This window comes from Burkholderia lata (genome assembly GCF_000012945.1).
Lineage (GTDB): Bacteria > Pseudomonadota > Gammaproteobacteria > Burkholderiales > Burkholderiaceae > Burkholderia > Burkholderia lata.
Window position 1 is genome coordinate 2,658,673 of the sequence record NC_007511.1, and the last position, 26,937, is coordinate 2,685,609.

The 26,937-nt window shown below is 65.0% G+C and carries 29 protein-coding genes; 15 read left to right on the forward strand and 14 right to left on the reverse strand.

From position 1 onward, the window contains the following. Positions 1-40: 40 nt before the first annotated feature. Genes BCEP18194_RS34370 through catC form a run of 3 tightly spaced genes read left to right on the forward strand, consistent with a single transcriptional unit; the run spans position 41 to position 2,442 of the window. Positions 41-1,174, forward strand: coding sequence for a muconate/chloromuconate family cycloisomerase (locus tag BCEP18194_RS34370; RefSeq protein WP_011355921.1), 1,134 nt, complete (start codon positions 41-43; stop codon positions 1,172-1,174). Between the two features lie 31 nt (positions 1,175-1,205). Then, on the forward strand, positions 1,206-2,108 hold the full coding sequence (catA, locus tag BCEP18194_RS34375; protein WP_011355922.1) for a catechol 1,2-dioxygenase: 903 nt from the start codon (positions 1,206-1,208) through the stop codon (positions 2,106-2,108). 43 nt (positions 2,109-2,151) lie between these two features. Further along, positions 2,152-2,442 (forward strand): muconolactone Delta-isomerase, encoded by a 291-nt coding sequence (catC, locus tag BCEP18194_RS34380; RefSeq protein WP_011355923.1) that lies wholly within the window; start codon positions 2,152-2,154, stop codon positions 2,440-2,442. 105 nt (positions 2,443-2,547) lie between these two features. On the opposite strand, the gene BCEP18194_RS34385 is transcribed toward catC, so the two are convergent. Both BCEP18194_RS34385 and BCEP18194_RS34390 read right to left on the reverse strand, forming a co-directional pair. Continuing rightward, a complete protein-coding gene (locus tag BCEP18194_RS34385; protein WP_011355924.1) occupies positions 2,548-3,738 on the reverse strand; it encodes a hypothetical protein in 1,191 nt (396 codons plus the stop codon). A 149-nt stretch (positions 3,739-3,887) separates the two neighbouring features. Further along, positions 3,888-4,676 carry an NAD(P)H-dependent oxidoreductase gene (locus BCEP18194_RS34390; RefSeq protein ID WP_011355925.1) on the reverse strand — a complete coding sequence of 263 codons (789 nt, stop codon included), beginning with the start codon at positions 4,674-4,676 and terminating at the stop codon, positions 3,888-3,890. An 86-nt stretch (positions 4,677-4,762) separates the two neighbouring features. On the opposite strand from BCEP18194_RS34390, the gene BCEP18194_RS34395 reads away from it, so the two are divergent. Then, positions 4,763-5,656 carry a LysR family transcriptional regulator gene (locus tag BCEP18194_RS34395; protein WP_011355926.1) on the forward strand — a complete coding sequence of 298 codons (894 nt, stop codon included), beginning with the start codon at positions 4,763-4,765 and terminating at the stop codon, positions 5,654-5,656. A gap of 164 nt (positions 5,657-5,820) precedes the next feature. After that, on the forward strand, positions 5,821-6,225 hold the full coding sequence (locus tag BCEP18194_RS34400; protein WP_011355927.1) for a DUF2471 family protein: 405 nt from the start codon (positions 5,821-5,823) through the stop codon (positions 6,223-6,225). A 198-nt stretch (positions 6,226-6,423) separates the two neighbouring features. Here the strand turns inward: BCEP18194_RS34400 and BCEP18194_RS34405 are convergent, their stop codons facing one another. After that, complete coding sequence (locus BCEP18194_RS34405; RefSeq protein WP_011355928.1) at positions 6,424-8,457, reverse strand: NADPH-dependent 2,4-dienoyl-CoA reductase; 2,034 nt, start codon at positions 8,455-8,457, stop codon at positions 6,424-6,426. A gap of 85 nt (positions 8,458-8,542) precedes the next feature. Here BCEP18194_RS34405 and BCEP18194_RS34410 point away from each other — a divergent pair, with 85 nt between their 5' ends. Further along, positions 8,543-9,643 (forward strand): AraC family transcriptional regulator, encoded by a 1,101-nt coding sequence (locus tag BCEP18194_RS34410; protein ID WP_041493363.1) that lies wholly within the window; start codon positions 8,543-8,545, stop codon positions 9,641-9,643. Here the strand turns inward: BCEP18194_RS34410 and BCEP18194_RS34415 are convergent. After that, positions 9,640-10,530, reverse strand: a complete 891-nt coding sequence (locus tag BCEP18194_RS34415) for a LysR family transcriptional regulator (RefSeq protein ID WP_011355930.1) — start codon at positions 10,528-10,530, stop codon at positions 9,640-9,642. The two genes, BCEP18194_RS34410 and BCEP18194_RS34415, sit on opposite strands and share 4 nt — an antisense overlap. 155 nt (positions 10,531-10,685) lie before the next feature. Between BCEP18194_RS34415 and BCEP18194_RS34420 the strand changes: the two genes are divergently transcribed. Beyond that, positions 10,686-11,105 carry an ester cyclase gene (locus tag BCEP18194_RS34420; protein WP_011355931.1) on the forward strand — a complete coding sequence of 140 codons (420 nt, stop codon included), beginning with the start codon at positions 10,686-10,688 and terminating at the stop codon, positions 11,103-11,105. A gap of 50 nt (positions 11,106-11,155) precedes the next feature. Here the strand turns inward: BCEP18194_RS34420 and BCEP18194_RS34425 are convergent, their stop codons facing one another. From BCEP18194_RS34425 to BCEP18194_RS34435, 3 genes are all read right to left on the reverse strand, one after another. Next, entirely contained in the window at positions 11,156-11,620 is a 465-nt protein-coding gene (locus BCEP18194_RS34425; RefSeq protein WP_011355932.1) for an aconitase X swivel domain-containing protein, read from the reverse strand. Next, entirely contained in the window at positions 11,613-12,860 is a 1,248-nt protein-coding gene (locus tag BCEP18194_RS34430; RefSeq protein WP_011355933.1) for an aconitase X, read from the reverse strand. The genes BCEP18194_RS34425 and BCEP18194_RS34430 overlap by 8 nt, the downstream gene beginning before the upstream one ends. A 187-nt stretch (positions 12,861-13,047) precedes the next feature. Then, complete coding sequence (locus BCEP18194_RS34435) at positions 13,048-13,476, reverse strand: MarR family winged helix-turn-helix transcriptional regulator (protein WP_041493364.1); 429 nt, start codon at positions 13,474-13,476, stop codon at positions 13,048-13,050. Positions 13,477-13,566: 90 nt separating this feature from the next. On the opposite strand from BCEP18194_RS34435, the gene BCEP18194_RS34440 reads away from it, so the two are divergent. The 5 genes from BCEP18194_RS34440 to BCEP18194_RS34460 all read left to right on the forward strand — a co-directional run bounded on the left by BCEP18194_RS34440 (position 13,567) and on the right by BCEP18194_RS34460 (position 19,203). After that, a complete protein-coding gene (locus BCEP18194_RS34440) occupies positions 13,567-14,487 on the forward strand; it encodes a LysR family transcriptional regulator (protein ID WP_011355935.1) in 921 nt (306 codons plus the stop codon). 81 nt (positions 14,488-14,568) lie between these two features. Continuing rightward, positions 14,569-15,000: a MarR family winged helix-turn-helix transcriptional regulator gene (locus tag BCEP18194_RS34445; RefSeq protein ID WP_011355936.1), complete on the forward strand. Its 432-nt coding sequence runs from the start codon at positions 14,569-14,571 to the stop codon at positions 14,998-15,000. Between the two features lie 64 nt (positions 15,001-15,064). After that, a complete protein-coding gene (locus BCEP18194_RS34450) occupies positions 15,065-16,159 on the forward strand; it encodes an HlyD family secretion protein (RefSeq protein WP_011355937.1) in 1,095 nt (364 codons plus the stop codon). Positions 16,160-16,172: 13 nt separating this feature from the next. Beyond that, a complete protein-coding gene (locus tag BCEP18194_RS34455) occupies positions 16,173-17,747 on the forward strand; it encodes a DHA2 family efflux MFS transporter permease subunit (RefSeq protein ID WP_011355938.1) in 1,575 nt (524 codons plus the stop codon). Between the two features lie 19 nt (positions 17,748-17,766). Continuing rightward, positions 17,767-19,203, forward strand: a complete 1,437-nt coding sequence (locus BCEP18194_RS34460; RefSeq protein WP_011355939.1) for an efflux transporter outer membrane subunit — start codon at positions 17,767-17,769, stop codon at positions 19,201-19,203. Between the two features lie 50 nt (positions 19,204-19,253). Here the strand turns inward: BCEP18194_RS34460 and BCEP18194_RS34465 are convergent, their stop codons facing one another. The 6 genes from BCEP18194_RS34465 to BCEP18194_RS34490 all read right to left on the reverse strand — a co-directional run bounded on the left by BCEP18194_RS34465 (position 19,254) and on the right by BCEP18194_RS34490 (position 22,160). Continuing rightward, entirely contained in the window at positions 19,254-19,448 is a 195-nt protein-coding gene (locus BCEP18194_RS34465) for a hypothetical protein (protein WP_041493365.1), read from the reverse strand. A gap of 7 nt (positions 19,449-19,455) precedes the next feature. Further along, a complete protein-coding gene (locus tag BCEP18194_RS34470) occupies positions 19,456-20,079 on the reverse strand; it encodes a LysE family transporter (RefSeq protein ID WP_011355940.1) in 624 nt (207 codons plus the stop codon). A gap of 144 nt (positions 20,080-20,223) precedes the next feature. Beyond that, on the reverse strand, positions 20,224-20,856 hold the full coding sequence (gene yfcF, locus BCEP18194_RS34475) for a glutathione transferase (protein ID WP_011355941.1): 633 nt from the start codon (positions 20,854-20,856) through the stop codon (positions 20,224-20,226). A gap of 149 nt (positions 20,857-21,005) precedes the next feature. Beyond that, a complete protein-coding gene (locus BCEP18194_RS34480) occupies positions 21,006-21,416 on the reverse strand; it encodes a TIGR02594 family protein (protein ID WP_011355942.1) in 411 nt (136 codons plus the stop codon). Positions 21,417-21,628: 212 nt separating this feature from the next. Continuing rightward, positions 21,629-21,856, reverse strand: coding sequence for a hypothetical protein (locus BCEP18194_RS34485; protein ID WP_011355943.1), 228 nt, complete (start codon positions 21,854-21,856; stop codon positions 21,629-21,631). Between the two features lie 43 nt (positions 21,857-21,899). Beyond that, positions 21,900-22,160: a hypothetical protein gene (locus tag BCEP18194_RS34490; protein WP_157687357.1), complete on the reverse strand. Its 261-nt coding sequence runs from the start codon at positions 22,158-22,160 to the stop codon at positions 21,900-21,902. A gap of 207 nt (positions 22,161-22,367) precedes the next feature. Between BCEP18194_RS34490 and BCEP18194_RS34495 the strand changes: the two genes are divergently transcribed. The 3 genes from BCEP18194_RS34495 to BCEP18194_RS34505 all read left to right on the forward strand — a co-directional run bounded on the left by BCEP18194_RS34495 (position 22,368) and on the right by BCEP18194_RS34505 (position 26,004). Next, positions 22,368-23,279 (forward strand): LysR substrate-binding domain-containing protein, encoded by a 912-nt coding sequence (locus tag BCEP18194_RS34495; protein ID WP_011355945.1) that lies wholly within the window; start codon positions 22,368-22,370, stop codon positions 23,277-23,279. Between the two features lie 133 nt (positions 23,280-23,412). Continuing rightward, complete coding sequence (locus BCEP18194_RS34500; protein ID WP_011355946.1) at positions 23,413-24,729, forward strand: MFS transporter; 1,317 nt, start codon at positions 23,413-23,415, stop codon at positions 24,727-24,729. A gap of 12 nt (positions 24,730-24,741) precedes the next feature. Further along, a complete protein-coding gene (locus tag BCEP18194_RS34505) occupies positions 24,742-26,004 on the forward strand; it encodes a metal-dependent hydrolase family protein (protein WP_011355947.1) in 1,263 nt (420 codons plus the stop codon). Positions 26,005-26,301: 297 nt separating this feature from the next. Here BCEP18194_RS34505 and BCEP18194_RS34510 read toward each other — a convergent pair whose 3' ends face one another. Then, positions 26,302-26,922: an SLATT domain-containing protein gene (locus BCEP18194_RS34510; RefSeq protein WP_011355948.1), complete on the reverse strand. Its 621-nt coding sequence runs from the start codon at positions 26,920-26,922 to the stop codon at positions 26,302-26,304. Positions 26,923-26,937: the final 15 nt, after the last annotated feature.

Below are 26,937 nucleotides of genomic sequence, written 5' to 3' on the forward strand. Positions count from 1 at the left end.
GGCGGGAATTCCTACCATGTGCACCAACAGGAGGAATCGCATGATAGCAACTGCCGCCACCATCGAACGCATCGAGACGCTGCTCGTCGACGTGCCGACGATCCGGCCCCACAAATTGTCGGTCGCCACGATGAATTGCCAGACCCTCGTGCTGGTCCGTGTTCGATGCACGGACGGTATCGAAGGTGTCGGCGAGGCGACCACCATCGGCGGCCTCGCGTACGGCGAGGAGAGCCCCGAAAGCATCAAGGTCAACATCGACACCTACTTCGCGCCGCTGCTGCAGGGCATGGACGCGACGCGTCCGGGCGCTGCGCTGGCGCGCGCCCGCAAACTGTTCCAGGGCAACCGCTTCGCGAAGTGCGCGATCGAGACCGCGCTGTTCGACGCGCAGGCGCGCCGCCTCGGCGTACCGCTGTCCGAGCTGTTCGGCGGCCGCCGCACGGATGCGGTCGATGTCGCATGGACGCTCGCGAGCGGCGACACGCAGCGCGACATCGCAGAAGCCGAAGCGATGCTCGACGCGCGCCGCCACCGCGCGTTCAAGCTGAAGATCGGCTCGAACGCCGTGGCCGACGACGTCGCGCACGTGATCGCGATCAAGCGCGCGCTCGGCGAGCGCGGCGACGTGCGCGTCGACGTGAACCAGGCATGGAGCGAAACCGACGCGATCTGGGCCGGCGCACGGCTCGCGGAAGCCGGCGTGAGCCTCGTCGAGCAACCGATCGCCGCGACCAACCGCGCGGGGCTGAAACGCCTGACGCAGCTCGCACAGGTGCCGATCATGGCCGACGAAGCGCTGCACGGCCCCGTCGACGCGTTCGCACTCGCGCAGGATCGCGCGGCCGACGTGTTCGCGGTGAAGATCGCGCAATCGGGTGGCCTGCAGGGTGCGGCGAGCGTCGCGTCGATCGCGGCGGCGGCCGGCATCGAACTGTACGGCGGCACGATGCTCGAGGGCGCGGCCGGCACGATGGCGTCCGCGCAACTGTTCAGCACGTTCGACTCGCTGAAATGGGGCACCGAGCTGTTCGGCCCCCTGCTGCTCACCGAGGAAATCCTCGTCGAGCCGCTGCGCTACGAGGATTTCAAGCTGCACCTGCCGGCGACGCCCGGCCTCGGCATCACCTTCGACTGGGCCCGCATCGAACGGATGCGACGCGACGCCCGTTGACCCCACACGACAACCGAAACCGGAGACACAGATGAACAAGCAAGCCATCGACGCACTGCTGAAGACCTTCGACGACGCCGCCGAGCAGCCGGGCAACCCGCGCGTGCGCGCGATCGTCAACCGGATCGTGAAGGACATCTGCTACACGATCGAGGACTTCGACGTGCAGCCGAGCGAATTCTGGACGGCGCTGAACTACCTGAACGAAGCGGGCAAGGAACTCGGCCTGATCGCCGCCGGTCTCGGCCTCGAACACTTCCTCGACGTGCGAATGGACGAAGCCGAAGCGAAGGCCGGTATCCAGGGCGGCACGCCGCGCACGATCGAAGGTCCGCTGTATGTTGCCGGCGCACCGGAATCGGTCGGCCATGCGCGTCTCGACGACGGCACCGATCCGGGCCAGACGCTCATCATGCGCGGCCAGGTGCTCGGCCACGACGGCGCACCGGTCGCGAACGCGCTGGTCGAGGTGTGGCATGCGAACCATCTTGGCAACTACTCGTACTTCGATCAGTCGCAGCCCGCGTTCAACCTGCGCCGCTCGATCCGCACCGATGCCGACGGCCGCTACAGCTTCCGCAGCGTGCTGCCGGTCGGCTACAGCGTGCCGCCGGGCGGCAAGACCGAGCAACTGCTCGACCAGCTCGGCCGCCACGGCCATCGTCCGGCGCACATTCACTTCTTCGTTTCGGCGGACGGTTATCGTAAGCTGACGACGCAGATCAACATCGATGGCGATCCGCATCTGTGGGACGACTTCGCCTTTGCAACGCGCGAAGGGCTGATCCCGGCAGTGAAGCAGGCCGAAGGCGCGGAAGGCAAGCCGTATGGCGTCGACGGGCAGTTCGCGCTGATCGACTTCGACTTCTCGCTGCTCAAGGACAAGCAGGACGTGCCGGGCAGCGAAGTCGAGCGAGCCCGCGCGCAGGCGTGAGTGGCCTTCCGATTCGACGAACCGATAAAGCAAGGAGTGCAGGATGCTGTTTCATGTGGAAATGACCGTCCGTCTGCCGACCGACATGGATCCGGTCAAGGCGGCCACGCTGAAGGCCGAAGAAAAGGCGATGTGCCAGCGGCTGATGAACGAAGGAACCTGGCGGCACCTGTGGCGGATCGCCGGGCAGTATGCGAACGTCAGCATCTTCGACGTCGAAAGCGTGCAGCAGCTGCATGACCTGCTGAGCCAGCTGCCGCTGTTCCCGTATATGGAGATGGAAGTGCGGGCGCTGTGCCGGCATCCGTCTTCGGTGCGGGAAGACGATCGCTAAGCAGGCGGTCGAGCACTGACAGGAAAAACGGGCGGCCTGCGATTGCCTCGCAGGCCGCCCGTTTCATTGCGTCATCCGCAGCGGCGGATCAGGTTGCCGCGCGCCCTACTTCTGCTTCTCCGCCTCCATCTTGTCGGCGACTTCGTCGCCATACACCTTCGCGACGCGTCGCGCGACGATCGCCTCCATCAGCGTCTTGTCGAAATCGTCGGCGGTTTTCCAGCCGCTACCGTCCTTGACGAACGTGAAATCGCCCTTCAACTGCAGCATCGACGGCGCACCGATCGCGCCGAGCAGCCGGTCGCGATAGTCGATCAGCAATGGACACGACACATGGTCGCCGTCGATCTGCTTGCAGTCGGCAGCCGGCATGACGCCCAGCACGTTGCTCGTCAGCGTCGTCGGCTTGTCATCGCCGAACATCGGCTTGCCATAGCTCGGCATGCGCGCCGACACCTCCTTGTCGAGTTGCGCGACGCCCGCCATGAAAGCCGTGCTGATGACGTCACGGCCGAGCGGTGCGCCGAGCTTCGGATTCAGGCCCTGCGCACTGTAGCGAACCGTCACGTATTCGGGCGGAAACATCTGCACGACAAAGGCGCTCTTGTCCTTGTCGTCGTGCCGAACCACATAGCCGAGCGTCGCGTGCTCGTCGGCGATACTCACGTCCGCCAGGCAACCGCGCGCGCGATTGGCCTCGTCGTAGCCGACTTCACGGGGGTTGCTGACGTGCGGAAACGACTTGCTGCCCTGGTCGAGCATCTGCATCGGGTTCTTGCGCATCATGTCCATGCGCGCGTCGAACATCAGCGAGTTCAGTGCCTTGGTCGTGCTCGACGCGCTGCACGCGGGCGCCGATGCGGGCCACAACAGGTAGGCGCCCACCGCCAGCGCGGCAGCCAGGCCGCCGAAGCCGATCAGCATCTGCTTCTTCTTTTGCTCGCGCTGCATCGATGCGACCGTTTCGTTCCGACGCTGTTCGAACCGGGGCGGATCGATCTCCTCCAGCACCGTCAGCAGGACGATTTTCGCGTTGCCGCTCGCGTAGCGGCCGTCCAGCAGTTCATGCGTGGCTTTCGCCTCGGCTTCCGCCGTCGTGTAGCCCTCGGCGATCAGCCAGTCGAGCAGTTTGCGCACGGAATCGGTATCGGGAAACTCGGCCGGTGCATCCCTCAGACGCTGGGTGGCACGCGCCGCCTGCTCCTCCGTCAGATAACCGCCGGCTTCGAGTTCGATCAGCAGGACGGCGCGGTTGTCATCGATCGGTTCTGCCTGGCCCGGTTGTTCGAAAGTCATCGTTGTTGTTCTCCGTCGAGACCGATTCGCTGCGCGGGCCATGCCGGCCTATTGTGCAGACGAATCGCGTCGATCTCCGGAAACTACTTGATTCCGGCGCAGGTGTCGATACGCCCGCGCGTCGCTTTCTCGCGCGGGCCGGCCATGCATCATCCATGTTCGTGCGCCAGATGCGCCGCATACCCCACCTTCCCCGGTGCGATCTCGTCCTTCAGCGTCAACGCCGGAATCGCGTAATCGCCCGCGTTCTGCCGCCGGAACGGGATCGGCTGCGTGGTCCAAAGCGCATCCAGCCGCTTGCCGAGCGCCGCACGCGTTTCGTCGAAGCGCGCGTCGTTCATCTTCCCGGTGCGATAGATCACGAACGGCGGCAGCACGTCGAAGCCCGGGTAATACAGCATCCCGTGCTGGATCGGGAACAGCACGTCGTCGATCGGCCCGTTGATCCCGCGCGGGCTGTAATGCGATTCCCACCCGCCCGCCGTGACGATCACCATCGCGCGCTTGCCGGCAAACGAGCCTTCACCGTAGCGATCGCCCCAGTGCGTATCGGAATGCTCGCCGACACCGTACGCAAAACCGCAGGCATACACGCGCTCGAACCAGCCCTTCATGATCGCCGGCATCGAGAACCACCACAGCGGGAACTGCAGGATCACCGCATCGGCCCACCTCAGCTTGTCCTGCTCGCGCACGATGTCTTCGCGCTGCGTGCCGGATGCAAACGCGTGCTTCGAGTCGTTCGACGGATCGAAACGCGCATCCGGCTCGCGCCCGGTCAGGTCATCCGCATCAAACGCCGCCTTCCAGTTCATCGCATACAAGTCGGTCACCTGCACCGTGTGGCCGGCCGCTTCGAGATGCTCGACGGCAAAGTCGCGCAACGCGCCGTTCAGCGAGCGCGGTTCGGGATGGGCATAGACGATCAGCACGTTCATGTTCGGTACTCCGTTGATTGAATGACTGCAGGATGCCGTGACCAACGGTATATTTGAAATGAATTCCTGATATCCCAGGTATAGCCATGAATAATCTCAGACGACTCGATCTCAATCTGCTCGTCACGCTGGACGTGCTGCTCGCCGAGCACAACGTCACGCGCGCGGCCGAGAAACTGAACATGTCGCAGCCGTCGGTGAGCGTGCAGTTGCAGAAGCTGCGCGACCTGTTCGGCGATCCGCTGCTGCTGCCGGGGCCGCGTGGAATGCGGCCGACCGCGCGCGCGGAAGCGCTGCGCGAGCCGTTGCGCGAAGCGCTCGAAGCCGTCGAGCGTGCGGTCATTCCGGCCACGCCGTTCGATCCCGCGACCGCGACGAACACATGGCGCGTGGCCGCGACCGACTACGGCGAATCGACGATCGTGCTGCCCGCGCTGAGCACGCTGCGTTCGGCCGCGCCCGCCACACGGCTCGCCGTGGTCGAACTGGTACCGCCGCGCATCGAGCAGGATGCCGAACGAAATGGCATCGATCTCGCCTTCCATACGACCGAAGGGTCGCCGCCCGGCATGCGGCGCTTGCCGCTGTTCGCCGAGCGTTACGTGCTCATCGGCCGCGCCGGGCATCCGAAGCTGAAGCGGCGTCCGACGCTCGCACAGTTCGGCACGCTCGAGCACGTGATCGTGTCGCCCGACGGCGGCGGCTTCTTCGGCGTGACGGACGAAGCGCTCGCGAAGGTGGGTGCCACGCGGCGCGTCGTGCTGTCGGTGCCGCACTTCCTGTTCGTGATGTCGGCCGTGGCCAGCACCGATCTCGTCGCGATGCTGCCCGAGCGGCTGGTGCGCGACGTGCCCGCGCTGCGTGTCGTGGAAGCGCCGGTCGAGGTGCCCGGCTATGAAATGTCGATGCTGTGGCATGAACGCGTGCATCGCGATCCGGCGCATCGGTGGTTGCGGGAGACGATCGCGGCAGCGGTGTAGATCGGTCGACCGCCTGGCGCGGCCGCCCGCGTCGATCGCCATCGCACGAAATCCTTCATCCGGGGCTTGAAACCGCGCCGAACACTGTATATATTTACAGTGCTTTTGCACCATTTGACCCGAATTCCGTCATCCACAGACGAACGGACTTTTGTGAGGCGACCATGTTCCAGGCATCCGCATTCGATCCCGAGCAACCCGGCTTCAACCCCGTCCACTTCGAGCGCGCCGCGCAGCGGGCGGTCGTCGATCTGCAACGTGTCGCGGGCGGTCCCGCGCAGCGGGCGCTTGGCCTGCGGCGCCGCACCCATCCTGCGGCCGTCCGCACGATGAGCTGGCAGGCGCTGCTGAACGTCGAAGAGCTGGCATTCTCGAATGCCGGCTTCCTGAACCGCAACGAGCCGGCCGTCGTCGACGCGTTCATCCGGCTGCGCGACAGCCGCCTGGTCGCGGCAGACGTCGAGGAGCCGGTCGACTGGCGCCGCGACGATGACGACCTGCCGGCCATCTACCTGATCGTCAAGGCGATGCTCGACGCGGAAGAGGAAGAACGGGCCGAAGCGGCCTGAGCCGGATGATGACCGTTCGCGGTCACGGTCTGTCGGGGTAGCGCCGCCACGTTGCGTGGCGACGCGGCCAGCGCTGCGGCTCTTCCCGGTCCTGCGCCAGCGAATCGGTGCAGCGGACGGTGAGCCACGAACCGCCGTGCAGACGGATCACCGCCTCGCGCAGTACGTCCGAGTGCCCCCCGTTGCAGCGACCGCCCGTTACAGCCGTGCCGCGAGCCGTGAACCCTGATCGATTGCGCGCTTTGCGTCGAGTTCGGCCGCCAGTTCCGCGCCGCCGATCAGGTGCACCGAACGCCCGGCCGCCTGCAACGGCGCGAGCAACGCACGCTGCGGCTCCTGCCCCGTGCAGAGCACGATCGTGTCGGCTTCGATCAGCTCGTGATCGGTGCGCTGCTCACCGTACGACACGTGCAGGCCGCGCGCATCGATCAGTTCATAGTTCACGCCGCCGATCATTTTCACCTGCTTCATCTTCAGCGTCGCACGGTGAATCCAGCCGGTCGTCTTGCCGAGCCCCTTGCCGAGCGGCGCGGCCTTGCGCTGCAGCAGCGTCACTTCGCGCGCGGGCGCCGTCACCTGCGCACGCGTCACGCCGCCACGCGTCGCGGCCGGGTCGGTCACGCCCCACTCGGCCTTCCACTCGTCCAGATCGAGCGCCGGCGATTCGCCCTCCTGCACCAGGTACTCGGCGACATCGAAGCCGATCCCGCCCGCACCGACCACCGCGACACGCCGGCCGACCGGCTGCCTGCCCGCGAGCACGTCGATGTAGCTGAGCACGTTCGGCCCGTCCTGCCCCGGGATCTTCGGATCGCGCGGCGCCACGCCGGTCGCGAGCACGATCTCGTCGTAGCCGCCGGCGATCAGGTCGCTCGCGTCGACGCGGCGGTTCAGGTGCAGGTTCACGCCGGTCAGCTCGACCTGGCGGCCGAAGTAGCTCAGCGCTTCGTGAAACTCTTCCTTGCCGGGAACGCGCTTCGCCATGTTGAACTGGCCGCCGATCTCGGCCGCGCCGTCGAACAGGTCGACCTGATGGCCGCGCTGCGCGAGCACGGTCGAGCAGGCGAGCCCGGCCGGTCCCGCGCCGACCACCGCGATGCGCTTCGGCTGCGCGGCGGGCGTGTATTTCAGTTCCGTCTCGTGGCACGCGCGCGGATTCAGCAGGCACGACGCGATCTTGTTCTTGAATGCGTGATCGAGACACGCCTGGTTGCAGCCGATGCAGGTGTTGATCTCGTCGGCACGGCCCTGCGCGGCCTTGACCACGAACTCGGCATCGGCAAGCAGCGGGCGGGCCATCGACACCATGTCCGCGCAGCCGTCCGCGAGGATCTGCTCGGCCACTTCGGGACGGTTGATCCGGTTGGTCGTCACGAGCGGAATGCCGACCTCGCCCTTCATCTTCTTCGTCACCCACGCGAACGCGCCGCGCGGCACCGACGTTGCGATCGTCGGCACACGCGCCTCGTGCCAGCCGATCCCCGTGTTGATGATCGTCGCGCCCGCGCGCTCGACGGCCTTCGCGAGCTGCACGGTTTCGCTCCAGTCGCTGCCGTCCGGAATCAGGTCCAGCATCGACAGCCGGTAGATCAGGATGAAATCGCGGCCGACCGCTTCGCGCGTGCGCTCGATGATCTCGATCGGCAGCCGGATGCGGTTCTCGTACGAACCGCCCCACTGGTCGGTGCGCTTGTTCGTATGCATCGAGATGAACTGGTTGATCAGGTAGCCTTCAGAGCCCATGATCTCGACGCCGTCATACCCGGCTTCCCGCGCAAGCTTCGCGCAGCGGACGAACGCGCGGATCTGCCGCTCGACGCCGCCTGCGCTCAGTTCGTGCGGCGCAAACGGCGAGATCGGCGACTTGATCTTCGACGGCGCGACCGCAAACGGGTGATAGCCGTAGCGGCCCGTATGCAGGATCTGCAGTGCGATCTTGCCGTCCTCCCTGTGCACGGCGTCCGTGATCTCGCGATGTCGCCGGGCGGCAGCCGACGTCATCAGCGTGCCGCCGAACGGCTTGGTCCAGCCGGCCACGTTCGGCGCAAAGCCGCCCGTCACGATCAGGCCCACACCGCCGCGGGCGCGTTCGGCGAAATATTCGGCGAGCCGCGGCAGCGTCTTGCGGCTGTCCTCGAGGCCCGTGTGCATCGAGCCCATCAGCACGCGGTTCTTCAGCGTCGTGAAGCCGAGATCGAGCGGTGCAAGCAGGTGGGGAAAGGTCGTGGTCATGATGAGCGTGCCAATTCGTGCCGGTAAGCGATGCGTGACATCGTAGGCGCGCGCCGCCTTGAACGTGAGGGGGCAAACAGCCATAATGCTTGTCATTTCCGGCCAAAACGACATGACCTCCCCCCTCGCCAAGGACCGCCTCGGGCTGCGCCGGCCGACGATTCCGGTTGCCTATACGCGCCTGCTGCTGCAGGCGCTGGCCGCGCGCGGAGTCGATCTGGCCGCCGTGCGCGCCGGCACGGGCCTGCGCGATGCGGTGCTGGCCGAACCGGACGCGCGCGTCGCGCCCTCGCAATGGGGACGGCTCGTGCTCAATGCGATCGAGATCGGTGGCGATCCGGGCATCGGGCTCGCGTTCGGGCTGCTGCTGAAGCCGACCGTGCACGGCTTTCTCGGCTACGCGACGCTGACCGCGCGGGACATCCGGGAGGCGCTCTCCGTCACGCAGCGCTACTTCCGGATGCGCAACCGCCAATACCGGCTGACCTATGACGAAGACGAACGCGGCGCGACGCTCGAACTGCACGGCGTGCAAGCGAGCCCCGTGCTGCAGCATCACGTGATGTTCGAGTTCGTGCTGACGGGGCTCGCGCAGAACATCTCGCAATGGTCCGGGCACACGTCACCGTCGATCAAGCTGCAATTCGCGTGGCCCGAGCCGCCCTATTTCGCGCGCTATCGCGACCAGTTGCCGCCGGTCGAATTCGGCTGTGCCGCCAACGCGCTATGGATCGCGCACGACGTGCTTGACTGGCCGCTGCCGCTCGCCGACGAAGTCGCGCACCGGCAAGCGCTCGTGCAGGTGGAGCGCGAGTATGCGCAGGTGCGCCAGGAGGAAGGTGACCTGGTCGAACGCGTGCGGGCGGAGCTGGCACGCGGAGCCGGCGATTACCCAGGGCCGGAGACGCTCGCCGACGCACTGCTCGTGTCGACGCGCACGCTGCGGCGCCGGCTGGAAGACGCCGGTTCGAGCTATCGGCAATTGCTCGATGAAGCGCGGTTTCGTGACGCGAAACAGTTGCTTGCCGCATCGGATCTCGACCTGAAAACCATCGCCGAGCGGCTGCAATTCACCGACCCGGCGAATTTCACGCGCGCGTTCCGGCGCTGGGCGGGGCAGACGCCGAGTGCCTATCGGGAGGCGGCCGCGGGGCTGACGGTACAGAAGCCGGAAAGCGCACGCTAATCCGGTTCGATCGCGGAATCCAGGCTCGTCGACGAACGCGCCGTCAGGACCTCGACGAACATCCCGACGAGCGGCTCGACGACGGGCTGCGTGGCCGGGTCCTCACCGATCACGGCGACTTCGGACGCGGGCAGCGCCGGCCATTGCGCGGACGTCGGCAGGATTTTCATGCCGGCCTGCAGGAACGACTTGCCCAGCGCGGTGACCCCCAACCCGCCCGCGACGGCGGCCTGCACGCCGACGAGATTGCTGGCCGTGCAACCCACCGACCATTCGCGGCGTGCCGCATCCAGGCTTTCCGTCATCACTTCGCGATAGGCGCAAGGCGGCGGCATCATGACGAGGCGCGCGGGGCGGCCCGGGTCGTTCCGGTAGTTTTTCGCAGCCAGCCACACCAGCGGCTCGCGCCAAATTACGCGACCGCGCACTGGCGCGCCGTCGTGCTTCTGCCGGGCGAAAAACACGTCGAGCAGGCCGGCCCGATGCGCGTCGACGAGTTCCGGGCTCGATCCCGTGACGAGTTCCAGCTGAACGGCCGGGAAGCGCTCGCCGAAGCGCGCCAGGATGCGCGGCAGTTGCGCGTGCACGAGATTTTCGGACACGCCGAGCCGCAGCCGCTCGACTTGCGGCGGCTCCCGCAATTCGTGCATGAACGCGTCGTACTGCGCCAGCAACCGCCGCCCGCCGGCGAGCACGCGCTCACCTTCCTGCGTCAGCCTCAGCGAGCGGCTCGTGCGCTCGAACACGCGCACGCCCAGCGCATCCTCGAGCCGCAACACTTTCTGGCTGACGGCCGATTGCGAACGGCCGACGACGTCGGCCGCCGCCGTGAAGCTGCCCGTCTCGGCCACGGCAACGAACGCGTGCAGCAAATCCAGATCCAGCATCGTGCCCCATCCATTCGATAATCTTCTAGATGCAAGAAAGATTATTCGTTTGTCTTCTTGTTCGCAACTTCACACAATGGCTTCGTGTCAGCCGGACTCGATGGCGAGTCGCGGCAGGAAACGGATCAACGTCGTTGTTTCAACGGAGCAGGAAGATGAGCAAACGCAATTCGGTCGAGATCGTCGAGCACTTCTGGCGGGAAGTCTGGCAGGCGCGCAACCCCGACGCGGTGGACGCACTCGTCGCCGAGGATTTCGCGATCACGTCGGGTGGTACGGTCATCCGCTCGCGCACGGCATTCAAGACGTGGGTCGCGGCGTTCCTCGCGAGCATCGACGACTTCCGGTTCGAAGTCGTCGAAACGTTCCAGAACGAAGCAGGTGACCGCGTCGCGAGCCGCTGGCGCGTGACGGGGAAGAACAACGGGTTCATGGGATCGGCCCCGTGCGGGTCGCCCATCGACATGACGGGCACGGCCGTCTGGCACGTGCGCGACGACGGGCTGCTGCAGCACAACTGGGTCGAACGCAATGCGCTCGAAGTGCACCGCAACTTGAAGGGGTCGCAGCTGTAGCGCCCGGGCGGCGGCGAACGGGAACGCTCGCCGTGCCGCGCGCGAATCGGTCAGGCCGAACGCGCCGCGTCGCCCAGATCAATCCTCGCCCCACCATCCCCCTCGCCCGCCTCGATCCGCACCTCCCCCGTCGCGGCGACGATCGCGTCATACACGTCATCGGTCACGCACACCACCGGCACCGCGATCGCATACAGCTCGGCCGCCACGATCGCGCCGATCGAGATGATCAGGTCGCGCTCCTTCAGCACGATCGCAACCGGCCCCGTGCCGTTGCGCACGGCTTCCGCGAGCACGCTGCTGCTCGAACTCGAGCCCTTCGCGTGCGGCATCACCATCACCTTGCCGGCGAGGCTCGCACCGGCCTGAGGGTGCCCGCGATCGACGATCTTTCCCGCGCCCGAGTCGTAGCCGCCCCAGAAGCTGAGCGGCTTGTCGAGCACGAACGGGCGCGCGCATGCGCTGCCCGGCACGAGCGTGTCGCCCGTCAATTCTTTGCGCGCGGCCTCAGTCATCGAATCGCACCTTTCCTTCGTACGCCGAACGCACGCATTCGCGCATGCTGCCGTACGCGACCGTCACGCCGATGTTCGCGGGCGCATACGACGCCCATTTCCCCGAATTGGTCATCACGAGCCCCGACAGTTGCTTCATCACCGGCGTGATGTACGTGCAGGTATCGACGACGATCTGGATGCCGCGTGCAGCGAATTTCTCCGCGAGGCCGGCTTCGTCCAGTTCCCACAAGATGAACCGGCTCGTGTTCACGTAGAAATCGCAGGCCGGCTTGCCGTCGAATGCATCGAGCAACGCATCGAGCGTGCGGAATTCGGCCAGCGAGAAATGCGGCGTGCCGAGCGCCACCGCGACGAGCGCGTCGCCGGCCGCGCCGTGGTTCAGCGTGCGGCGAATCTCGTCGAGATCGGCCATCGCGACATCGACCGTGCGCTGCGCCGCTTGCCCGTGCAATGCGGCGTCGAGCGTGGGCGCCTCCGGCGTCACGCCGACCGCATGGAACAGTGCGACGGCGCCGCTCGACGCGGCGGCCGCGCCGAGTGCCTTGAGTTCGTCTTCGGTGGTGTCCGCCGGCAACCCGACGATCGCCGGCACGACCGCGCCCGCGATCCTGCCGATCAGCAGCCCGAGCGCGGCGAAATAGATGTCGCGCGACGGCAGGCGGCTGAAGTCCGGCGCGTTGAACACGATCCGCGCGGCGCGGTTCGCTTCGACATGCAGCCCCGCATACGGCGCACGCCCGGTGATCGCGGCGGCCAGGTCGAGAAAATCGCCGTACCGGCTCGTCCGCGCGCCGAGCACCGAGTTCGCGAACACGATCGCGTTCGATTCGGCCCACGCGATCTGCTCGCCCTTCGCGGGACGGTTCTTCAGTTGATACGGCGCGCACGTGAAGCTCGATTCGCAGCCGAGCTGCAGATGCGCGTCCATCAGGCGCTGCGCATCGCGCTGGATCGTGCGGTCGCCGTGGTACAGCTCGGGATGGATCAGGTCGAGCGACCCGACGTTCAGCGTGGTCGGCACCGCGACCTTCGCGCCGGTGTCGACGAAATACTCGACGAAATCGAGGCTGGTCTGGCCGTGATAAAGGCAGCCGTCGATATGCGCGGACGTGATGTCGATCAGGTGCGGCGCGGACATCACTTGCGCCGTGCGCGCGACGATCCGCATCGCGCGTGCGACGCCATCGCCGAAATCTCCGCGCAGCATCGCGCTGTCGCGGTCACTCAACTGCAGCATCGGTTGCTCCTCTGACGCGTACCGGCGGCGCCGGCCCGTGAAATCTGTCAGAGGACTCTACAACTGGAAATAAAAACTGTCCAGATCGCGATCGATCCGGACAGTTTAAAAACCAATTCCCACTCTGGAACGCCAATGAAGTGGCCAATGGCTCGAATTCCGCTCCAGTTTGCCGCCAGCCCGCCGTCTAGCGTTCCGCGGTCACACTGAACAGTTCGTCGCGCAGCGCCTTCGCGCGGTCGCGGCCGAACTGCGTCTCGAATTCGTCCTGCGCGGCCTGCCACGCGACCTTCGCTTGCGCGAACGTGCGCTCGCCCAGCTTCGTGAGGCTCAGTGCGTGCGCGCGCGCATCGTGCTCGGACGCGGCCGTTGCGACGAAGCCGTCGCGCTGCAGCGGCTTCAGCGCGCGCAGCAACGTCGTGCGGTCCATCACGAGCGCATCGGCGAGTTCGCTCATCAGCAGGCCGGGTTGGCGCATCAGGTTCGCCATGATCGAGAACTGGGCGGGCGTGACGCCAACCGGGGCCAGATGGCGCTCGTACAGTTGCGTGACGAAGCGCGCCGCCTGACGCAGCGCGAGACAGTTGCACGCGTGGGCAATCGAGGTGTCGTTCATGCTTCGCAATTTATATGTGCATATGCATAAAGTCAATGTACACTCCGCCGTAACAAGGCCGGTGGCCGGCCTCGCGTCAAGGAGACGGACATGGACTACATCGACAAGCTGCGGATTTTCCGGTCGGTGGTCGAGATGCGCAGCTTCACGCGCGCCGCCGACATGCACGGCCTCGCACGGCCTGTCGTGTCGCGCGCGGTTGCGGATCTGGAGGCGCGTTTCGGCAGCCGGCTGCTGCACCGGACCACGCGCCAGGTGTCGCTGACCGAAACGGCCGAGCGCATCTACGAGCGCTGCGCGGCCGTGCTCGACGAACTCGACTCGCTCGAAGCGGAAGCGCAGGCGCCGACGCGCGAGCCCGAAGGCCTGCTGCGGCTCGTCGCGCACACGACGGCCGCGCTGAACCGGCTGGTGCCGCTGATCGCCGGCTTCAAGGCCGCGCACCCGAAGGTGCGCCTCGACGTGACGCTGACCGAGCGGCCCATCGATCTCGTCGGCGAAGGCTACGACATCGGCATCGTCGTGCCGTACATGTTGACGAACGAATCGACCGTCGTGCGGCTGGTCGAACGGATTCCGCTCGTGATCGTCGCGACGCCCACCTACCTGCGCGCCCATTCGCGCCCGGTCATGCCGGCCGATCTCGCCGACCACCCGTTCGTGCCGATGTCACCGTCGCTGCGCCGGCCCGCGCTGTCGTTCCGCGTCGACGGCGACCTGCTGACCGTGCCGTTCCGCTTCGACATCTCGTCGAACAGCCCAGTCTTCAACCGCGAAATGGTGATGCACGACTTCGGGATCGGCGTCGTGCCGAAAACGCTCGTCCAGGCCGAACTCGCGTCGGGCGCGCTCGTGCAGTTGCTCGCGGATGCCGATCTCGTCGACAAATTCGTCGAGATCAAGCTCGCGTACGCGAACCGCGCGCTGCTGCCCGCGAAGGTCAAGGCATTCATCGACTACACGGCCGCCTACTGCGACCGCGAAGGCTGGATCGTTCCGGCGGCAGCCTGACGCCGATTGGTACAGCCATGACAACAATCTGATCGCGCCCCGCCGCTCGCTTCGCGCGGTATTGCCCCCTAACATGTGTACATGCACAAGACCACGCTCACCGATGACGATTGCTTCGCGGTCCGGCAAGCCGCCCGCCGGATCTCGCAGTTCTACGAGCGTTATCTGTCGCGGGCGGGCGTGACGTCGTCGCAGTACAGCATTCTTGCGCTGCTGCGCGACCGGCCGGGCCTGACGATGGCGACACTGTCGGCCGTGCTGGTGATCGAACGCACCGCGCTGCTGCGCGCGCTCAAGCCGCTCGTCGGCGCAGCGCTGGTAGCCGGCCGGATCGAGCCGCGATGCCGCCGCCAGACGTTCGCGCTGACCGCGCACGGCGAAACGAAAATCGCCGACGCGCAGGTGCACTGGCTCGCCGCGCAGGAAGCGTTCGAGCAGCGGTTCGGGTCGACGCAGGCGGCCCGCCTGAGAGACGAATTGTTCCGGATCACGCACAACCTGCCGGAACGCTAGCCCCTTCCCCGATCGACGACCCGTCGTCGATCGACTTGATAAGTGCATATACATAGGTGAATCGATGGATACGACCCAAGCCGCTGCCACATCCCGTGAAGCAGCCACACTCGACCAGCCCGCGAAGCAACAGCGCCGCGTGCCGTGGATGCGCATCGCGGTGGGTGCCGTCGTCATCGTCGTCGTCGCCGCCGCGCTCGACTGGCTGTTCGTGCTGCGCTTCCAGGAGAGCACCGACGATGCGTATGTCGGCGGCGACGTGACGGTGCTCGCGCCGAAGGTCAACGGCTTCGTCGACAAGATCCTCGTGACCGACAACCAGCGCGTGAAGGCCGGCGACGTGCTCGTGCAGCTCGATGCGCGCGACTACGACGCAAAGCTCGCGCAGGCCAGTGCCGAAGTCGACAGCGCCCGCTCCGCCGTGACCGAACTCGCGGCGAAGCAGCAACTGCAATACGCGGTGATCGGCCAGCAGGCAGCCGACAAGAACGCGTCGTCGGCCGAGCTGACACGCGCCGCATCGGATCGCGTGCGCTATCGCGAGCTCGTCAAATCCGACGCCGTGTCGAACCAGATCGTCGAACGCGCGGACGCCGACTACTCGAAGGCCGGCGCCGCCGTCGAGCGCAGCGACGCCGCGCTGCTCGCATCGAAGCGTCAGCTCGACGTGCTCGGCGCGCAACTCGCCGATGCGCAGGCGCGAGTGAACACCGCGCTTGCCGCGCAGCGTGTCGCCGCGCTCAACGTCGAATACACGACGATCCGCTCGCCGGTCGATGGCTACGTCGGCAACCGCACGGGCCGCGTGGGGATGCTCGCGAACGTCGGTGTGCCGCTGCTGACGGTCGTGCCGGCTGCCGGACTGTGGGTCGACGCGAACTTCAAGGAAGACCAGCTTCGCAAGATGCACGCGGGCGATCGCGTCGACGTGTCGCTCGATGCGTCGAGCACGAAACTGCACGGCCGCGTCGACAGCCTCGCGCCCGCCACCGGCGCAACCTTCAGCGTGCTGCCGCCCGAGAACGCGACCGGTAACTTCACGAAGATCGTCCAGCGCGTACCGGTGCGCGTGCATCTCGATCCGCAGCCGGGACTCGACCACGTGCTGCGCCCCGGCCTGTCCGCGGTCGTGACCGTGCATACCGATCACGCGAACTGAACGGGAGACGACGATGACCACCGCGTTTTCCGGCGACCCCGCGTCGCAACCCACCAAGCAGCGCGTGTTCGCTTTCGCGCTGATGTGCGTCGGCTTCTTCATGGCGACGCTCGACATCCAGATCGTCGCGTCGTCGCTGCGCGACATCGGCGGCGGGCTTTCCGCCAGCCAGGACGAATTGTCGTGGGTGCAAACGGCGTACCTGATCGCCGAGATCATCGTGATCCCGATGTCGGGCTGGCTGTCGAAGGTGATGTCGACGCGCTGGCTGTTCGCTGCATCGGCGGTCGGTTTCACGATCACCAGCATGCTGTGCGGCGTCGCCTGGGACATCAACTCGATGATCCTGTTTCGCGGGCTGCAGGGCGCCCTCGGCGCCGCGATGATCCCGACCGTGTTCACCACCGCGTTCGTGCTGTTCCCCGGCAAGCAGCGGCTGATCGCATCGACGACCATCGGCGCGCTCGCGTCGCTCGCGCCGGCGATCGGCCCTGTGATCGGCGGCTGGATCACCGACCAGTGGTCGTGGCACTGGCTGTTCTACCTGAACCTCGTGCCGGGTATCGCTGTGGCCGCGCTCGTGCCGCGCTACGTGCACATCGACGAACCCGACCTCAGCCTCATCAAGCGCGGCGACTATCTCGGCATCGTGCTGATGTCGGGCTTCCTCGGCTGCCTCGAATACGTGCTGGAAGAAGGCCCGCGCAAGAACTGGTTCGGCGACGACGCGATCGTGATCTGCGCGTGGATCTCCGGCATCTGCGGCTTCCTGTTCATCGTGCATGCGCTGACCGCGAAGGATCCGATCGTCGACCTGCGCGCGCTCGTCGTGCGCAACTTCGGGATCGGCAGCCTGCTGTCGTTCGTGACCGGCATCGGGATCTTCGTGACCGTGTTCCTGACGCCGCTTTTTCTTGCGCAGGTGCGCGCATTCAGCTCGCTGCAGATCGGCATGGCGTTGCTGTCGGTCGGCGCGTTCCAGCTGGTCGCGCTCTGTGCGTATGCGTTCGCCGCGCGCTTCTTCAGCCTGCGCGCGCTGCTGGTGTTCGGGTTGATCTGTTTCGGGCTCGGCTGCTACCTGTACACGCCGATCACGCACGACTGGGGCTGGCGCGAACTGCTGCTGCCGCAGGCGCTGCGCGGCATCGGCCAGCAGTTCAGCGTGCCGCCGATCGTGACGATGGCGCTCGGCTCGCTGCCGCAGTCGCGCCTGAAATCGGCGAGCGGCCTGTTCAACCTGATGCGCAATCTCGGCGGGGCGATCGGCATCGCGGTGAGTGCGACGATGCTCAACGACCGATTGAATTTTCACTACCTGCGCCTGAACGAGCACGTGAGCGCCGGCCAGCCGCAGGTCGCATCGCTGCTCGATCGCCAGGCCGCGTACTGGACGTCCGTGGCCGGCAACACGCTGGACACCGCGCAAGCCGGGCTCGCGAACCTGCACCACCTGATCTATCGCGAAGCGCTGACGCTCACCTACGCGGATGCGTACTACGCGCTGTCGCTGTGCTTCGTCGTCGCGTTGATCGCGGTCGTCTTCTCCAAACCCATTTCCCTGAACGCGCCGCCGCCGGATGCGCACTGAGGTTGAGGTCATCACCATCATGAAAAAACTTCTCGTCGCCCTCGCCGTCAGCGCACTCGCCGCAGGATGTGCGGTGCAGCCCGCGCAGCATCCGGCGCTTCAGGATTCGGTTCGAACGCTCGCGCCGGATGGTTGGGATACCGATGTGCCGCGTGCGGACATCGACGCCGCCGCGTGGTGGGCGCAATTCCGCGATCCCGTGCTCGACCGGCTGATTGCCACCGTGCTCAATGACAACCTCGATCTGCAGGCGGCCGCCGAACGCGTGAAGCAGGCGCAGGCGCTGACCGTGCAGAAGCGTGCGGTACTGCTGCCCGAACTCGATGCGACCGCGCATGCGGCCGACGCACGCCAGAACACGCCGCCGCCGCTCGGCTATGTGCGGCAGGCCGGTGCGGGGCTCGCGCTGAGCTGGTCGCCTGATGTGTTCGGCGGCGAACGGCTCGATCTGCTTGCCGCGCAGGCCGAACTCGTCGGGCAGAAGCATGCGGAAGATGCGATGCGGCTCGCGCTCGCGGCCGATGCGGCTTCCGCGTATGTCGATCTGCGCTGGGCACAGCAGGAATTGAAGATCCTGCAGGACAACGCGAAGATCCGGCAGCATGCGCTCGAACTCACGCGCAAGCGGCAGGCGTTCGGGCTGTCGACGGAGCTCGACGTCACGCGTGCGCAGAACCAGCTCGATGCACTCGAAGCGCGGATTCCGCCGACGCAGGCGCAGGTTTCGCATCAGCTCAATCTGATCGCCGTGTATTCGGGGCGCACGCCGGAATCGGTCGATCGGCTCGTGCTCGCGCAGGCTGGGGAGATTCCGGCGCCGCCGGTGGGCTCGCCGGGGACGTTGCCGTCGCAGGCGTTGCTGCGGCGGCCGGATGTGCTGACCGCGTATGCGCAGGTCGAGCGGCGTGCGGCGCAAGTCGGGGTGGCGAAGGCCGAGCGGTATCCGAAGTTTTCGTTGAACCTGACGGACGGGATTCTGGCGGCTTCGTATCTCGGGTTGCCTACGTTGACCGATAACCTGTTCAGCGCTGCGTTGAGCGCGACTAGCCCGATCTTCAATGCAGGGCGCATTACCGCCGATATCACGCAGAGCGAAAGCCGGATGCGCGAGTCGGAACTCGGGTTGCGACAGACGATGCTGCAGGCGTTGAGGGAAGTCGAGGATGCGCGGGCGAATCTCGTCAGTTCCGATGAGGCGTCGCGGAGGCTTGGTAGTGCGCTGGCTGCTTCGGATAAAGCGCTTGGGTTGGCGAATCAGCTTTATAAGGGCGGTGCGACGGATTTTCTGGACGTGCTGTCGGCGCAGGAGGTGTATCTGCGGGATTCGGATTCACTGAATCAGGTCAAGCGCGAGCATGCGCTGGCGGCGGTGGCGCTTTATCGGTCGCTTGGGGGTGGGTGGAGCAGGAATGAGGCCGCGGGTGGGCCGGAGGTGGAGGCGGTGGCGAAGAACTGAGCGTGATCACGATACGGCGCCGGCATCAACACTTGCCGGCGCCCCGCCCGTCAGCCACACGATCCCAGACATTGGACCGACGACAACGCGATCAGATAAACCGCCGCCCACGCAATACCCAGTCCTGCGATAACGGCGACGATAACGGTGAAGATACGCGTGATGGGTTTGTGCCAGAACCGGATCGCTACGAACACGCCTGCAGCCAGCAGGAGCACGATGAGGATCGGGCCGAGCACACTCATTGCAGCGTTATCGGTCGAGTGCCAGCTTCGCGCCGAGCCCCAGCAGGATCGTCCCCATCACCGCGTCGATCGGCTTGCGCAGTTTCGCGTAGCCGACTTGCACACGGTTCGTCGAGAACAGCACGGCGACCGTGCAGAACCACGTCAGCGATACGGCGACGACCACGGCCAGCGTCGCGCCATGCACCCATGCCGGCGCATGCGCGGGCAGCAGCGTGACGAACAGGCTGCCGAAGAACGCCGCGGCTTTCGGGTTGGTCAGGCCGACCAGCAACCCTTTCCGGTAGGCGTGCACGCCGCCGCGAACGATCGGCTGGCTTGCAGCTTCAGCCTGCTGTGCCGACTGGCGCAGGCCCGACAGCGTCTTGATGCCCAGATAGATCAGGTACGCGGCACCGGCGATGCGGATCGCCTCGTACAGCCACGCGAGCTTCGCGACGATCAGCCCGAGCCCGAAAATCGCCATCGCCGCCCAAACCGCATGCGACGACGCGATGCCCAGCGCGGCCAGCAGGCCAGCGCGGCGATTGCCGAGTGCATGGGACGAAACGGCGATCAGGTCGGGACCGGGGCTGACGCACGCCAGCAACATCACGCCGCCGACTGCGGCGAGTTGGGGAAGATAGCTCATGGCGGTTCGGGAGGATTCGAGTGAAGGGGGAAAGCCGGCTTACTCTAGCACGCCGATTTTGGTTGCATGCGGGACGGTCTGAGACGCGGCGCGGCGGCAGCCAGCCCCGCTCTTTCGAGCCGCCGCGCTCGTTGCACCCACGAATTACAGCGGCGGCCGCTTCAACTTCACCCAGCGCTGCACCGACGGCCGCTCCCACTGCGCACGCGCATAGTCGGCGAGGCGCTGCGGCACCGGATCGTCGTTCAGCACCAGACGGTTCAGCATCACCGCCAGGTCAACATCGGCAATGCTCCACTCGCCAAACAGGTTTGCCGCACCCGGCGCGAGCAATTTGTCGGCGGCTGCGAACAGCTTCTGCGCGGCGGCCTGCGCCAAGCTCGACAGCGGCTCGCTCGACGGCCCGTAGAACAGCACTTCGGTCGACCGCTCCGTACGAACCGGCATCAAGTCGCTGCGCAGCCATGCCTGCACCTGGCGCGCACGTGCGCGCTGGCGCGGCTCGACCGGATAGAGCCGCGTGCCCGGGAAAGTCTCGTCGAGATACTCGGTAATCGCCGACGATTCCGACAGCGCGAAATCATCGTGCACGAGCGTCGGCACGCGTTGCGTCAGGGATGTCGCCGCGTAGTCGGGCGCGAAATGCGCGCGGTTGCCGAGATCGACGGTCACCAGTTCGTAAGGCAGCGATTTTTCCTCGAGCGCAACGAAGACCGACATCGCGTAAGGGCTCGCGTATTGCGTATCTGCGTAGAGACGGAGATTACCGGTTTGCACTGCTGGCTCCTTGTGGGTGCGGAGGTCGGCGGTTGCTCGTTGATGCACCGACGGCCTCCGAGTGGGTCGTTATTTGCGTGATTGCGTGACAGATTAGCAGCGGCGGAAAAGGCAGTGTTTGCTGTTTTGTGACCGCTATCGCGGCGAGATCATCCTGCGACGGGCCAGCGGTAGCCGATCACTTCGTCCAACGGGTACGCGAGTTCGCGCACTTCTTCCAGCTGGTTGCCGCCGAAGAGATACACCTGTTCGTCGTCGTGACGCAGATAGAAACCGACATGCCCTTTCCAGCTCGCGGGATCGTCACGCGTCAGGATCGCGATACAGCCGTAGACTGGGCGTTCCAGCGGCCTCCCCCATTCGAGCCACGAACGCGCGAGTGCAGAGCCCGTGCCGCGAATACCGGCGTGCGTCATGCACCAGTTGACGAACGACGAACACCAGGAAATCTTGTCGTCGTAGCCGACCAGGTTCGTCTGGTTGTTGTATTCGACAATGCGCGGGTTGATGCTGCCGGGCGGATGGCGGCGGATGCCGAGTTCGGCCATCGCGACGGGCATCCACGGCGGATGGGCGGCGTCCGGTTTGCTCTCAGGGTTGAATAGGGTCACGTCGTTCTCGGGCGAGTGTGTTGTGCGGTCAATCTTCGCATGAATGCGATCCGCGACGGACGCAATGGCGTGAAGCCCTCAAAAAAAAGCACGGGGAAACCTCCCCGTGCCTTGCTCCTACGTCCGCATTCGTCGCGCAGGCATTCCCGCGCGACCTCACTTTAGCGCCAGCCGCGATGCCAACCGTAGTGCGGATGCCACCATCCCCACCCATAGTGCGGGTGATAGCGCCACGAATAACCGGGAGCCGGCATCACGCCGACCGGCGCAACGTAGACGACGCCCGCGGGAGCGACCGCCGGCGGTTCAGCCGGCGCCACCACGCAGCCGGACAGCGACGCGCCCAGCAGCAGCGACGCGACCAGGGTGTAACAGGTTTTAGATTTCATGATCGATCATCCAAACGTCGTGGCCATGTGAAGCGAACAGGGGTTACTGCCAGCCGGGATGTCGCGCGCGGTAGTACTCGAGCGCGGCATTCCGTTCCTGCTCGGCTTGCCGGGCCAGTTGCTCCGCACGCTGCATGTGGCCACCGAACTCGCCGCCATGCTCCTGCTGGATCACGTGCATCTCTTCGATGGACCGCTGAAGATCGTGCGTGGCGGCCATCGCCTTGTTGTGAAGCTCGTCGGCGAACGCGGCATTCGCCATCAAAGCGGCGCACAGAATCACGGGGATGGATTTGAGTTTCATGAGTGCAGTTCTTCCGTCTTGTCGTGAAAAGGATTGTTGCTGCAGTAGTGAACGCCGCGTCCCCGCCCACTGTTGACGCCGCATCACCCGGACTTTGTAAATCTGTATTACGCCCCGGACGGTCGGGCTTTCCCCCATGCGTCAGCTTGTGATTTCCTTTCGATCCGCGCTTATGATGTCGCGAGCCACGAGACCTTCACGCCCGCCATGCGCATCACGCCCCTGCCGCCCCTTCAGTGCCTCATCGCGTTCGAAGCCGCCGTGCGGCATGCGAGCTTCACGCGCGCCGCCACCGAGCTGCACCTGACCCAAAGCGCCATCAGCCGGCAGATCCAGCAGCTCGAAGAATTCCTCGGCCGCTCGCTGTTCGTGCGCGAACATCGTTCGCTGCGGCTGACGATCGCCGGCGAGCAATACGCAGAGCAGGTGCACCGTCTCCTCACGCAATGCGCGGAAGCCACGCACGACGTGATGAAACCCTACGGCGATCTCGAACTGACGATCGCGTGCTCGTCCGGTGTCGCGCTGCTGTGGCTCACGCCGCGCCTGCCCGAGTTTCGCGCCGCGTATCCGGACATCAAGCTGCGGCTGATCGTGCGCGACGGGCTCGCGTCGATGTCGCCGGCGGAGTTCGACGTGGGCGTCTACTATGTGCGCCAGCAGGCGCCCGCCGAATACACCGCGCGCCGTCTGTTCGACGAGGAAGTGTTTCCCGTCTGCGCGCCGGGTTACCTGGCCGGCCGCACGCTCGACGCGGCCGATCTCGCGAACGAGACGCTGCTGCGCCTCGAGGACGGGCAGCGTCAGTGGATGTCGTGGTCCGAATGGTTCGACCAGAACGACATCGACCGGCAGAAAGCGCAGCCGCAGGACATCACGATCAACTCGTATCCGCAGATCGTGCAGATGACCATCCTCGGCCAGGGCATATCGCTCGGCTGGCGCTACATGATCGACGCGTGCATCGAGGCCGGGCTGCTCGTGCGCGTGACCGACGCATCCGCGAGCCACGGCGGCGGCTACTACGTGATCTCGCCCAACGACCGCGCGCAGAACCATGCCGCGCGCCTGTTCACCCGCTGGCTGTTCGAACAGGCGGAGCGGCAGACGGCGCCCTGACGCATCCAGAACACGACGCATGCGTCCAGCGCATGCGTGCATGCGAATCTTTCGTTTCAGAAAAAAATCGCGCTGTCCTTAGCATGGGGTTCACGCGGGGCGCCCGTCCCGTCTTCTGACCAAGGAAGAGACCATGCAAGGAACGCTTTCCCCGCGCGCCGCGCCTGCCGTCGATGCGGCGGTGCAGCAGCGCCGCCGCGCCATCGTCGCGACCGTGATCGGCAACGGTCTCGAATGGTTCGATTTCACCGTCTACAGCTTCTTCGCGGTCATCATCGCGAAGTTGTTCTTTCCGACCGGCAACGAACTGACGTCCGTGCTGCTGACCGTCGCGACGTTCGGCGTCGGCTTCTTCATGCGGCCCGTCGGCGGCATCGTGCTCGGCATCTACGCCGACAAGGTCGGGCGCAAGGCCGCGCTGTCGCTCACCATCCTCATGATGGCCGCCGGCACCGCGCTCATCGGGCTCGCTCCGACCTACGAACAGGCCGGTATCGCCGCGCCGCTGCTGATTGTCGTCGCGCGGCTGCTGCAAGGTTTCTCGGCCGGCGGCGAGATGGGTGGCGCCACCGCATTCCTCACCGAATACGCACCGCCGGAGAAGCGCGCGTACTACTCGAGCTGGATCCAGTCGAGCATCGGCTTCGCCGTGCTGCTCGGTGCGGCAACCGGCACTTTCGTCACGACGTCGCTCGACGCGCAGGCGCTGCATAGCTGGGGCTGGCGGCTACCGTTCCTGCTCGGGATCATCGTCGGGCCCGTCGGCTACTTCATCCGCAGCCATATCGACGAGACGCCCGCCTTCAGCGCCGTCGAAGCGCAGGCGAAAGAGAGCTCGCCGCTGAAGGAAGTGCTGTCCACCTACCCGCGCGAGACGTTCGCGAGCTTTTCGATGGTCATTCTGTGGACAGTCTGCACCTACGTGCTGCTCTTCTACATGCCGACGTATTCCGTGCGCACGCTGCATCTGCCGCAATCGACCGGATTCGCGGCCGGCATGGTCGGCGGGCTGATGATCATGTGCTGCTCGCCGATCGTCGGCCGGCTCGCCGACGTGTGGGGACGGCGCGTGTTCCTGTCCGGATCGGCGCTGGCCATCTTCGTGCTCGCGTGGCCGATGTTCGCGTGGATCAACCATGCGCCCGGGTTCACGTCGCTGATCGTGTTCCAGGCCGTGTTCGGCGTGCTGATCGCGATCTACACGGGGCCGATCCTCGCGGCGTTCGCCGAACTGTTCCCGACCAAGGTGCTGTCGACCGGGCTGTCCGTCGCGTACAACTTCGCGGTCACGATCTTCGGCGGCTTCGCGCCGTTCCTGATCACGTGGCTCATCGCCCGCACCGGCAGCAACATGGCGCCGGCCTTCTACGTGACCCTCGCGGCGGCCGTCAGCTTCATCGGGACGCGCTTCGTGAAGGACGCCAAGCGTGCCGCTTCCGTCAATCGATAAGGATCTCTCTCCATGACCATTACCGTGCTTCAAGGCGGCAACGTACTCGATCTCGAACGGGGCGTGCTGCTCGACCATCATCATGTTGTGATCGACGGCGACCGGATCGTCGAAGTCACCGATCGGCCGGTGGATTTTCCGAATGCGCAGGTGATCGACGTGCGCGGCAAGACCGTGATGCCGGGGTTCATCGATTGCCATGTGCATGTGCTGGCGTCGAATGCGAATCTCGGCGCGAATGCGACGCAGCCGAATATTCTTGCCGCGATTCGGTCGTTGCCGATTCTTGATGCGATGCTGTCGCGCGGGTTCACCAGCGTGCGTGATGCTGGGGGCGCGGACTGGAGTTTGATGCAGGCGGTCGAAACCGGGCTGGTGTCGGGGCCGCGGATTTTTCCGTCAGGAAAGGCGTTGTCGCAGACCGGCGGGCATGGGGACTTTCGGCCTCGTGGGGATTTGCTGGAGCCTTGTTCTTGCTGTTTCAGGACGGGGGCGATTGCTCGGGTGGTGGACGGGGTCGAAGGTGTGCGGCTCGCGGTTCGTGAAGAAATTCAGAAAGGCGCGACGCAGATCAAGATCATGGCGTCAGGGGGCGTGGCTTCGCCGACTGATCCGATTGCGAACACGCAGTACTCCGAGGATGAGATTCGGGCCATCGTGGATGAAGCCGAGGCCGCGAATACTTATGTGATGGCGCACGCGTATACGGGGCGGGCGATTGCGCGGGCGGTGCGGTGTGGGGTCAGGACGATCGAGCACGGGAATCTTGTGGATGAGGCTGCGGCGAAGTTGATGCATGAGCATGGGGCGTTTGTGGTGCCTACGCTTGTCACTTATGACGCGCTTGCCAAACACGGCGCGGAGTTCGGGATGCCGCCGGAATCGGTGGCGAAGGTGGCTTCCGTTCAGCAGAAAGGACGCGAATCGCTGGAAATCTATGCGAACGCCGGCGTGAAGATGGGGTTCGGGTCGGATCTGCTCGGGGAAATGCACGAATTTCAAAGCGGAGAGTTCCGGATCCGGGCCGAGGTGCTGGGGAATCTGGAAGCGCTCAGGTCGGCAACGACCGTGGCAGCGGAGATCGTCAACATGCAGGGGCAGCTCGGGGTCGTGGCGGCGGGAGCGATCGCGGATCTGGTCGTGCTTGATGGGAATCCGCTTGAGGATATTGGGGTGGTGGCCGGTCAGGGTGAGCGAGTTGAATATGTATTGCAGCGAGGGAGGATCGTGAAGGCACGTGAGTTCCGGCGAACCATGGCTCGGGAGAGAATCTGATGCAATCTGACGGGGTACTTCGCCTTCGTCTCAGAACCGCAGCTGAAGGAGAGCGAAAGGGCCCGTTTTCGTAACTCCGGGCATGCACTTCGGTTGCCCGCTGGTCATCGAGGGCCGATTCTTCGACTACCGCTGATTGGTGGGGGCCGAGTTCTCGCACTTGGCCACGAACATGATGTACCGGTAAAGTTTCTGTCCGTCGCCCTGGTTGCCCTACTTCTAGCTGTCGGCAAGGAAATCGAGATGTAGGAGGGCACCCCTATCAAACTTCCTCGCCGTCACATTCAGATCAAAGGCTCATCGATCAGCCAGCGGACCGCACCACAACCAAAAAAGCAGATATGCAAACACAACAAAAACAAACACGTATTGCGCAAAATTAATTACATACAAAACCATGACCTTCGACATCAAGTACCGACGCCTCAACCATCCGAATGAATAATTTTCAGGCATATCAAGTTGCGCACGAACATAATCCGCCCGAAAATCATTGATGGCCGCCGTCTCATACAATTTTAGTATGGAATGGTATTCATCTTTAAAATCATCATATTGATCCACAGTCCCACTCTCCATATGTGGATATATTTTTTGCTTCAGCTCACCAAGCCTAGCCGCACAAGCATACATCTTCTCCGACAGACTTGAGAAATCATTCTTGTCGATCAATAAAGAGTATACCAACACCGTTATCGACGAAAAAACTTGTATCAGCGCCAAATATTTAGACTTTATATTCACACCCAACTCATACGCCTGCATAAGAGATGTAAATATCAAAACCAACGAAATAAATACTATTGTCGCAGTGGACAGCTTTGTATGCAACTTTAATCGTCTCGAGGAGTGAAATCGCGTCTTCGATGTCGCATCAATTTTTTTATATAAATTTGAAAAATCAGCCTCTTTTTTCACATCCCCTCCCCGTTT

What these genes read in the sequence shown, in the direction of transcription:
- catC (WP_011355923.1), top strand. Translation starts at nt 2,152, where the DNA reads ATGCTGTTTCATGTGGAAATGACCGTCCGTCTGCCGACCGACATGGAT.
- BCEP18194_RS34425 (WP_011355932.1), bottom strand. Translation starts at nt 11,620, where the DNA reads ATGACTGAGGCCGCGCGCAAAGAATTGACGGGCGACACGCTCGTGCCG.
- BCEP18194_RS34480 (WP_011355942.1), bottom strand. Translation starts at nt 21,416, where the DNA reads ATGCCCGTCGCGATGGCCGAACTCGGCATCCGCCGCCATCCGCCCGGC.
- BCEP18194_RS34495 (WP_011355945.1), top strand. Translation starts at nt 22,368, where the DNA reads ATGCGCATCACGCCCCTGCCGCCCCTTCAGTGCCTCATCGCGTTCGAA.
- BCEP18194_RS34410 (WP_041493363.1), top strand. Translation starts at nt 8,543, where the DNA reads ATGCTTGTCATTTCCGGCCAAAACGACATGACCTCCCCCCTCGCCAAG.
- BCEP18194_RS34390 (WP_011355925.1), bottom strand. Translation starts at nt 4,676, where the DNA reads ATGAACGTGCTGATCGTCTATGCCCATCCCGAACCGCGCTCGCTGAAC.
- BCEP18194_RS34440 (WP_011355935.1), top strand. Translation starts at nt 13,567, where the DNA reads ATGGACTACATCGACAAGCTGCGGATTTTCCGGTCGGTGGTCGAGATG.
- BCEP18194_RS34500 (WP_011355946.1), top strand. Translation starts at nt 23,413, where the DNA reads ATGCAAGGAACGCTTTCCCCGCGCGCCGCGCCTGCCGTCGATGCGGCG.
- BCEP18194_RS34430 (WP_011355933.1), bottom strand. Translation starts at nt 12,860, where the DNA reads ATGCTGCAGTTGAGTGACCGCGACAGCGCGATGCTGCGCGGAGATTTC.
- BCEP18194_RS34395 (WP_011355926.1), top strand. Translation starts at nt 4,763, where the DNA reads ATGAATAATCTCAGACGACTCGATCTCAATCTGCTCGTCACGCTGGAC.
- BCEP18194_RS34455 (WP_011355938.1), top strand. Translation starts at nt 16,173, where the DNA reads ATGACCACCGCGTTTTCCGGCGACCCCGCGTCGCAACCCACCAAGCAG.
- BCEP18194_RS34405 (WP_011355928.1), bottom strand. Translation starts at nt 8,457, where the DNA reads ATGACCACGACCTTTCCCCACCTGCTTGCACCGCTCGATCTCGGCTTC.
- BCEP18194_RS34415 (WP_011355930.1), bottom strand. Translation starts at nt 10,530, where the DNA reads ATGCTGGATCTGGATTTGCTGCACGCGTTCGTTGCCGTGGCCGAGACG.
- BCEP18194_RS34470 (WP_011355940.1), bottom strand. Translation starts at nt 20,079, where the DNA reads ATGAGCTATCTTCCCCAACTCGCCGCAGTCGGCGGCGTGATGTTGCTG.
- BCEP18194_RS34420 (WP_011355931.1), top strand. Translation starts at nt 10,686, where the DNA reads ATGAGCAAACGCAATTCGGTCGAGATCGTCGAGCACTTCTGGCGGGAA.
- BCEP18194_RS34450 (WP_011355937.1), top strand. Translation starts at nt 15,065, where the DNA reads ATGGATACGACCCAAGCCGCTGCCACATCCCGTGAAGCAGCCACACTC.
- BCEP18194_RS34435 (WP_041493364.1), bottom strand. Translation starts at nt 13,476, where the DNA reads ATGAACGACACCTCGATTGCCCACGCGTGCAACTGTCTCGCGCTGCGT.
- BCEP18194_RS34465 (WP_041493365.1), bottom strand. Translation starts at nt 19,448, where the DNA reads ATGAGTGTGCTCGGCCCGATCCTCATCGTGCTCCTGCTGGCTGCAGGC.
- BCEP18194_RS34490 (WP_157687357.1), bottom strand. Translation starts at nt 22,160, where the DNA reads ATGAAACTCAAATCCATCCCCGTGATTCTGTGCGCCGCTTTGATGGCG.
- BCEP18194_RS34400 (WP_011355927.1), top strand. Translation starts at nt 5,821, where the DNA reads ATGTTCCAGGCATCCGCATTCGATCCCGAGCAACCCGGCTTCAACCCC.
- BCEP18194_RS34485 (WP_011355943.1), bottom strand. Translation starts at nt 21,856, where the DNA reads ATGAAATCTAAAACCTGTTACACCCTGGTCGCGTCGCTGCTGCTGGGC.
- BCEP18194_RS34370 (WP_011355921.1), top strand. Translation starts at nt 41, where the DNA reads ATGATAGCAACTGCCGCCACCATCGAACGCATCGAGACGCTGCTCGTC.
- catA (WP_011355922.1), top strand. Translation starts at nt 1,206, where the DNA reads ATGAACAAGCAAGCCATCGACGCACTGCTGAAGACCTTCGACGACGCC.
- BCEP18194_RS34445 (WP_011355936.1), top strand. Translation starts at nt 14,569, where the DNA reads ATGCACAAGACCACGCTCACCGATGACGATTGCTTCGCGGTCCGGCAA.
- BCEP18194_RS34460 (WP_011355939.1), top strand. Translation starts at nt 17,767, where the DNA reads ATGAAAAAACTTCTCGTCGCCCTCGCCGTCAGCGCACTCGCCGCAGGA.
- BCEP18194_RS34385 (WP_011355924.1), bottom strand. Translation starts at nt 3,738, where the DNA reads ATGACTTTCGAACAACCGGGCCAGGCAGAACCGATCGATGACAACCGC.
- BCEP18194_RS34505 (WP_011355947.1), top strand. Translation starts at nt 24,742, where the DNA reads ATGACCATTACCGTGCTTCAAGGCGGCAACGTACTCGATCTCGAACGG.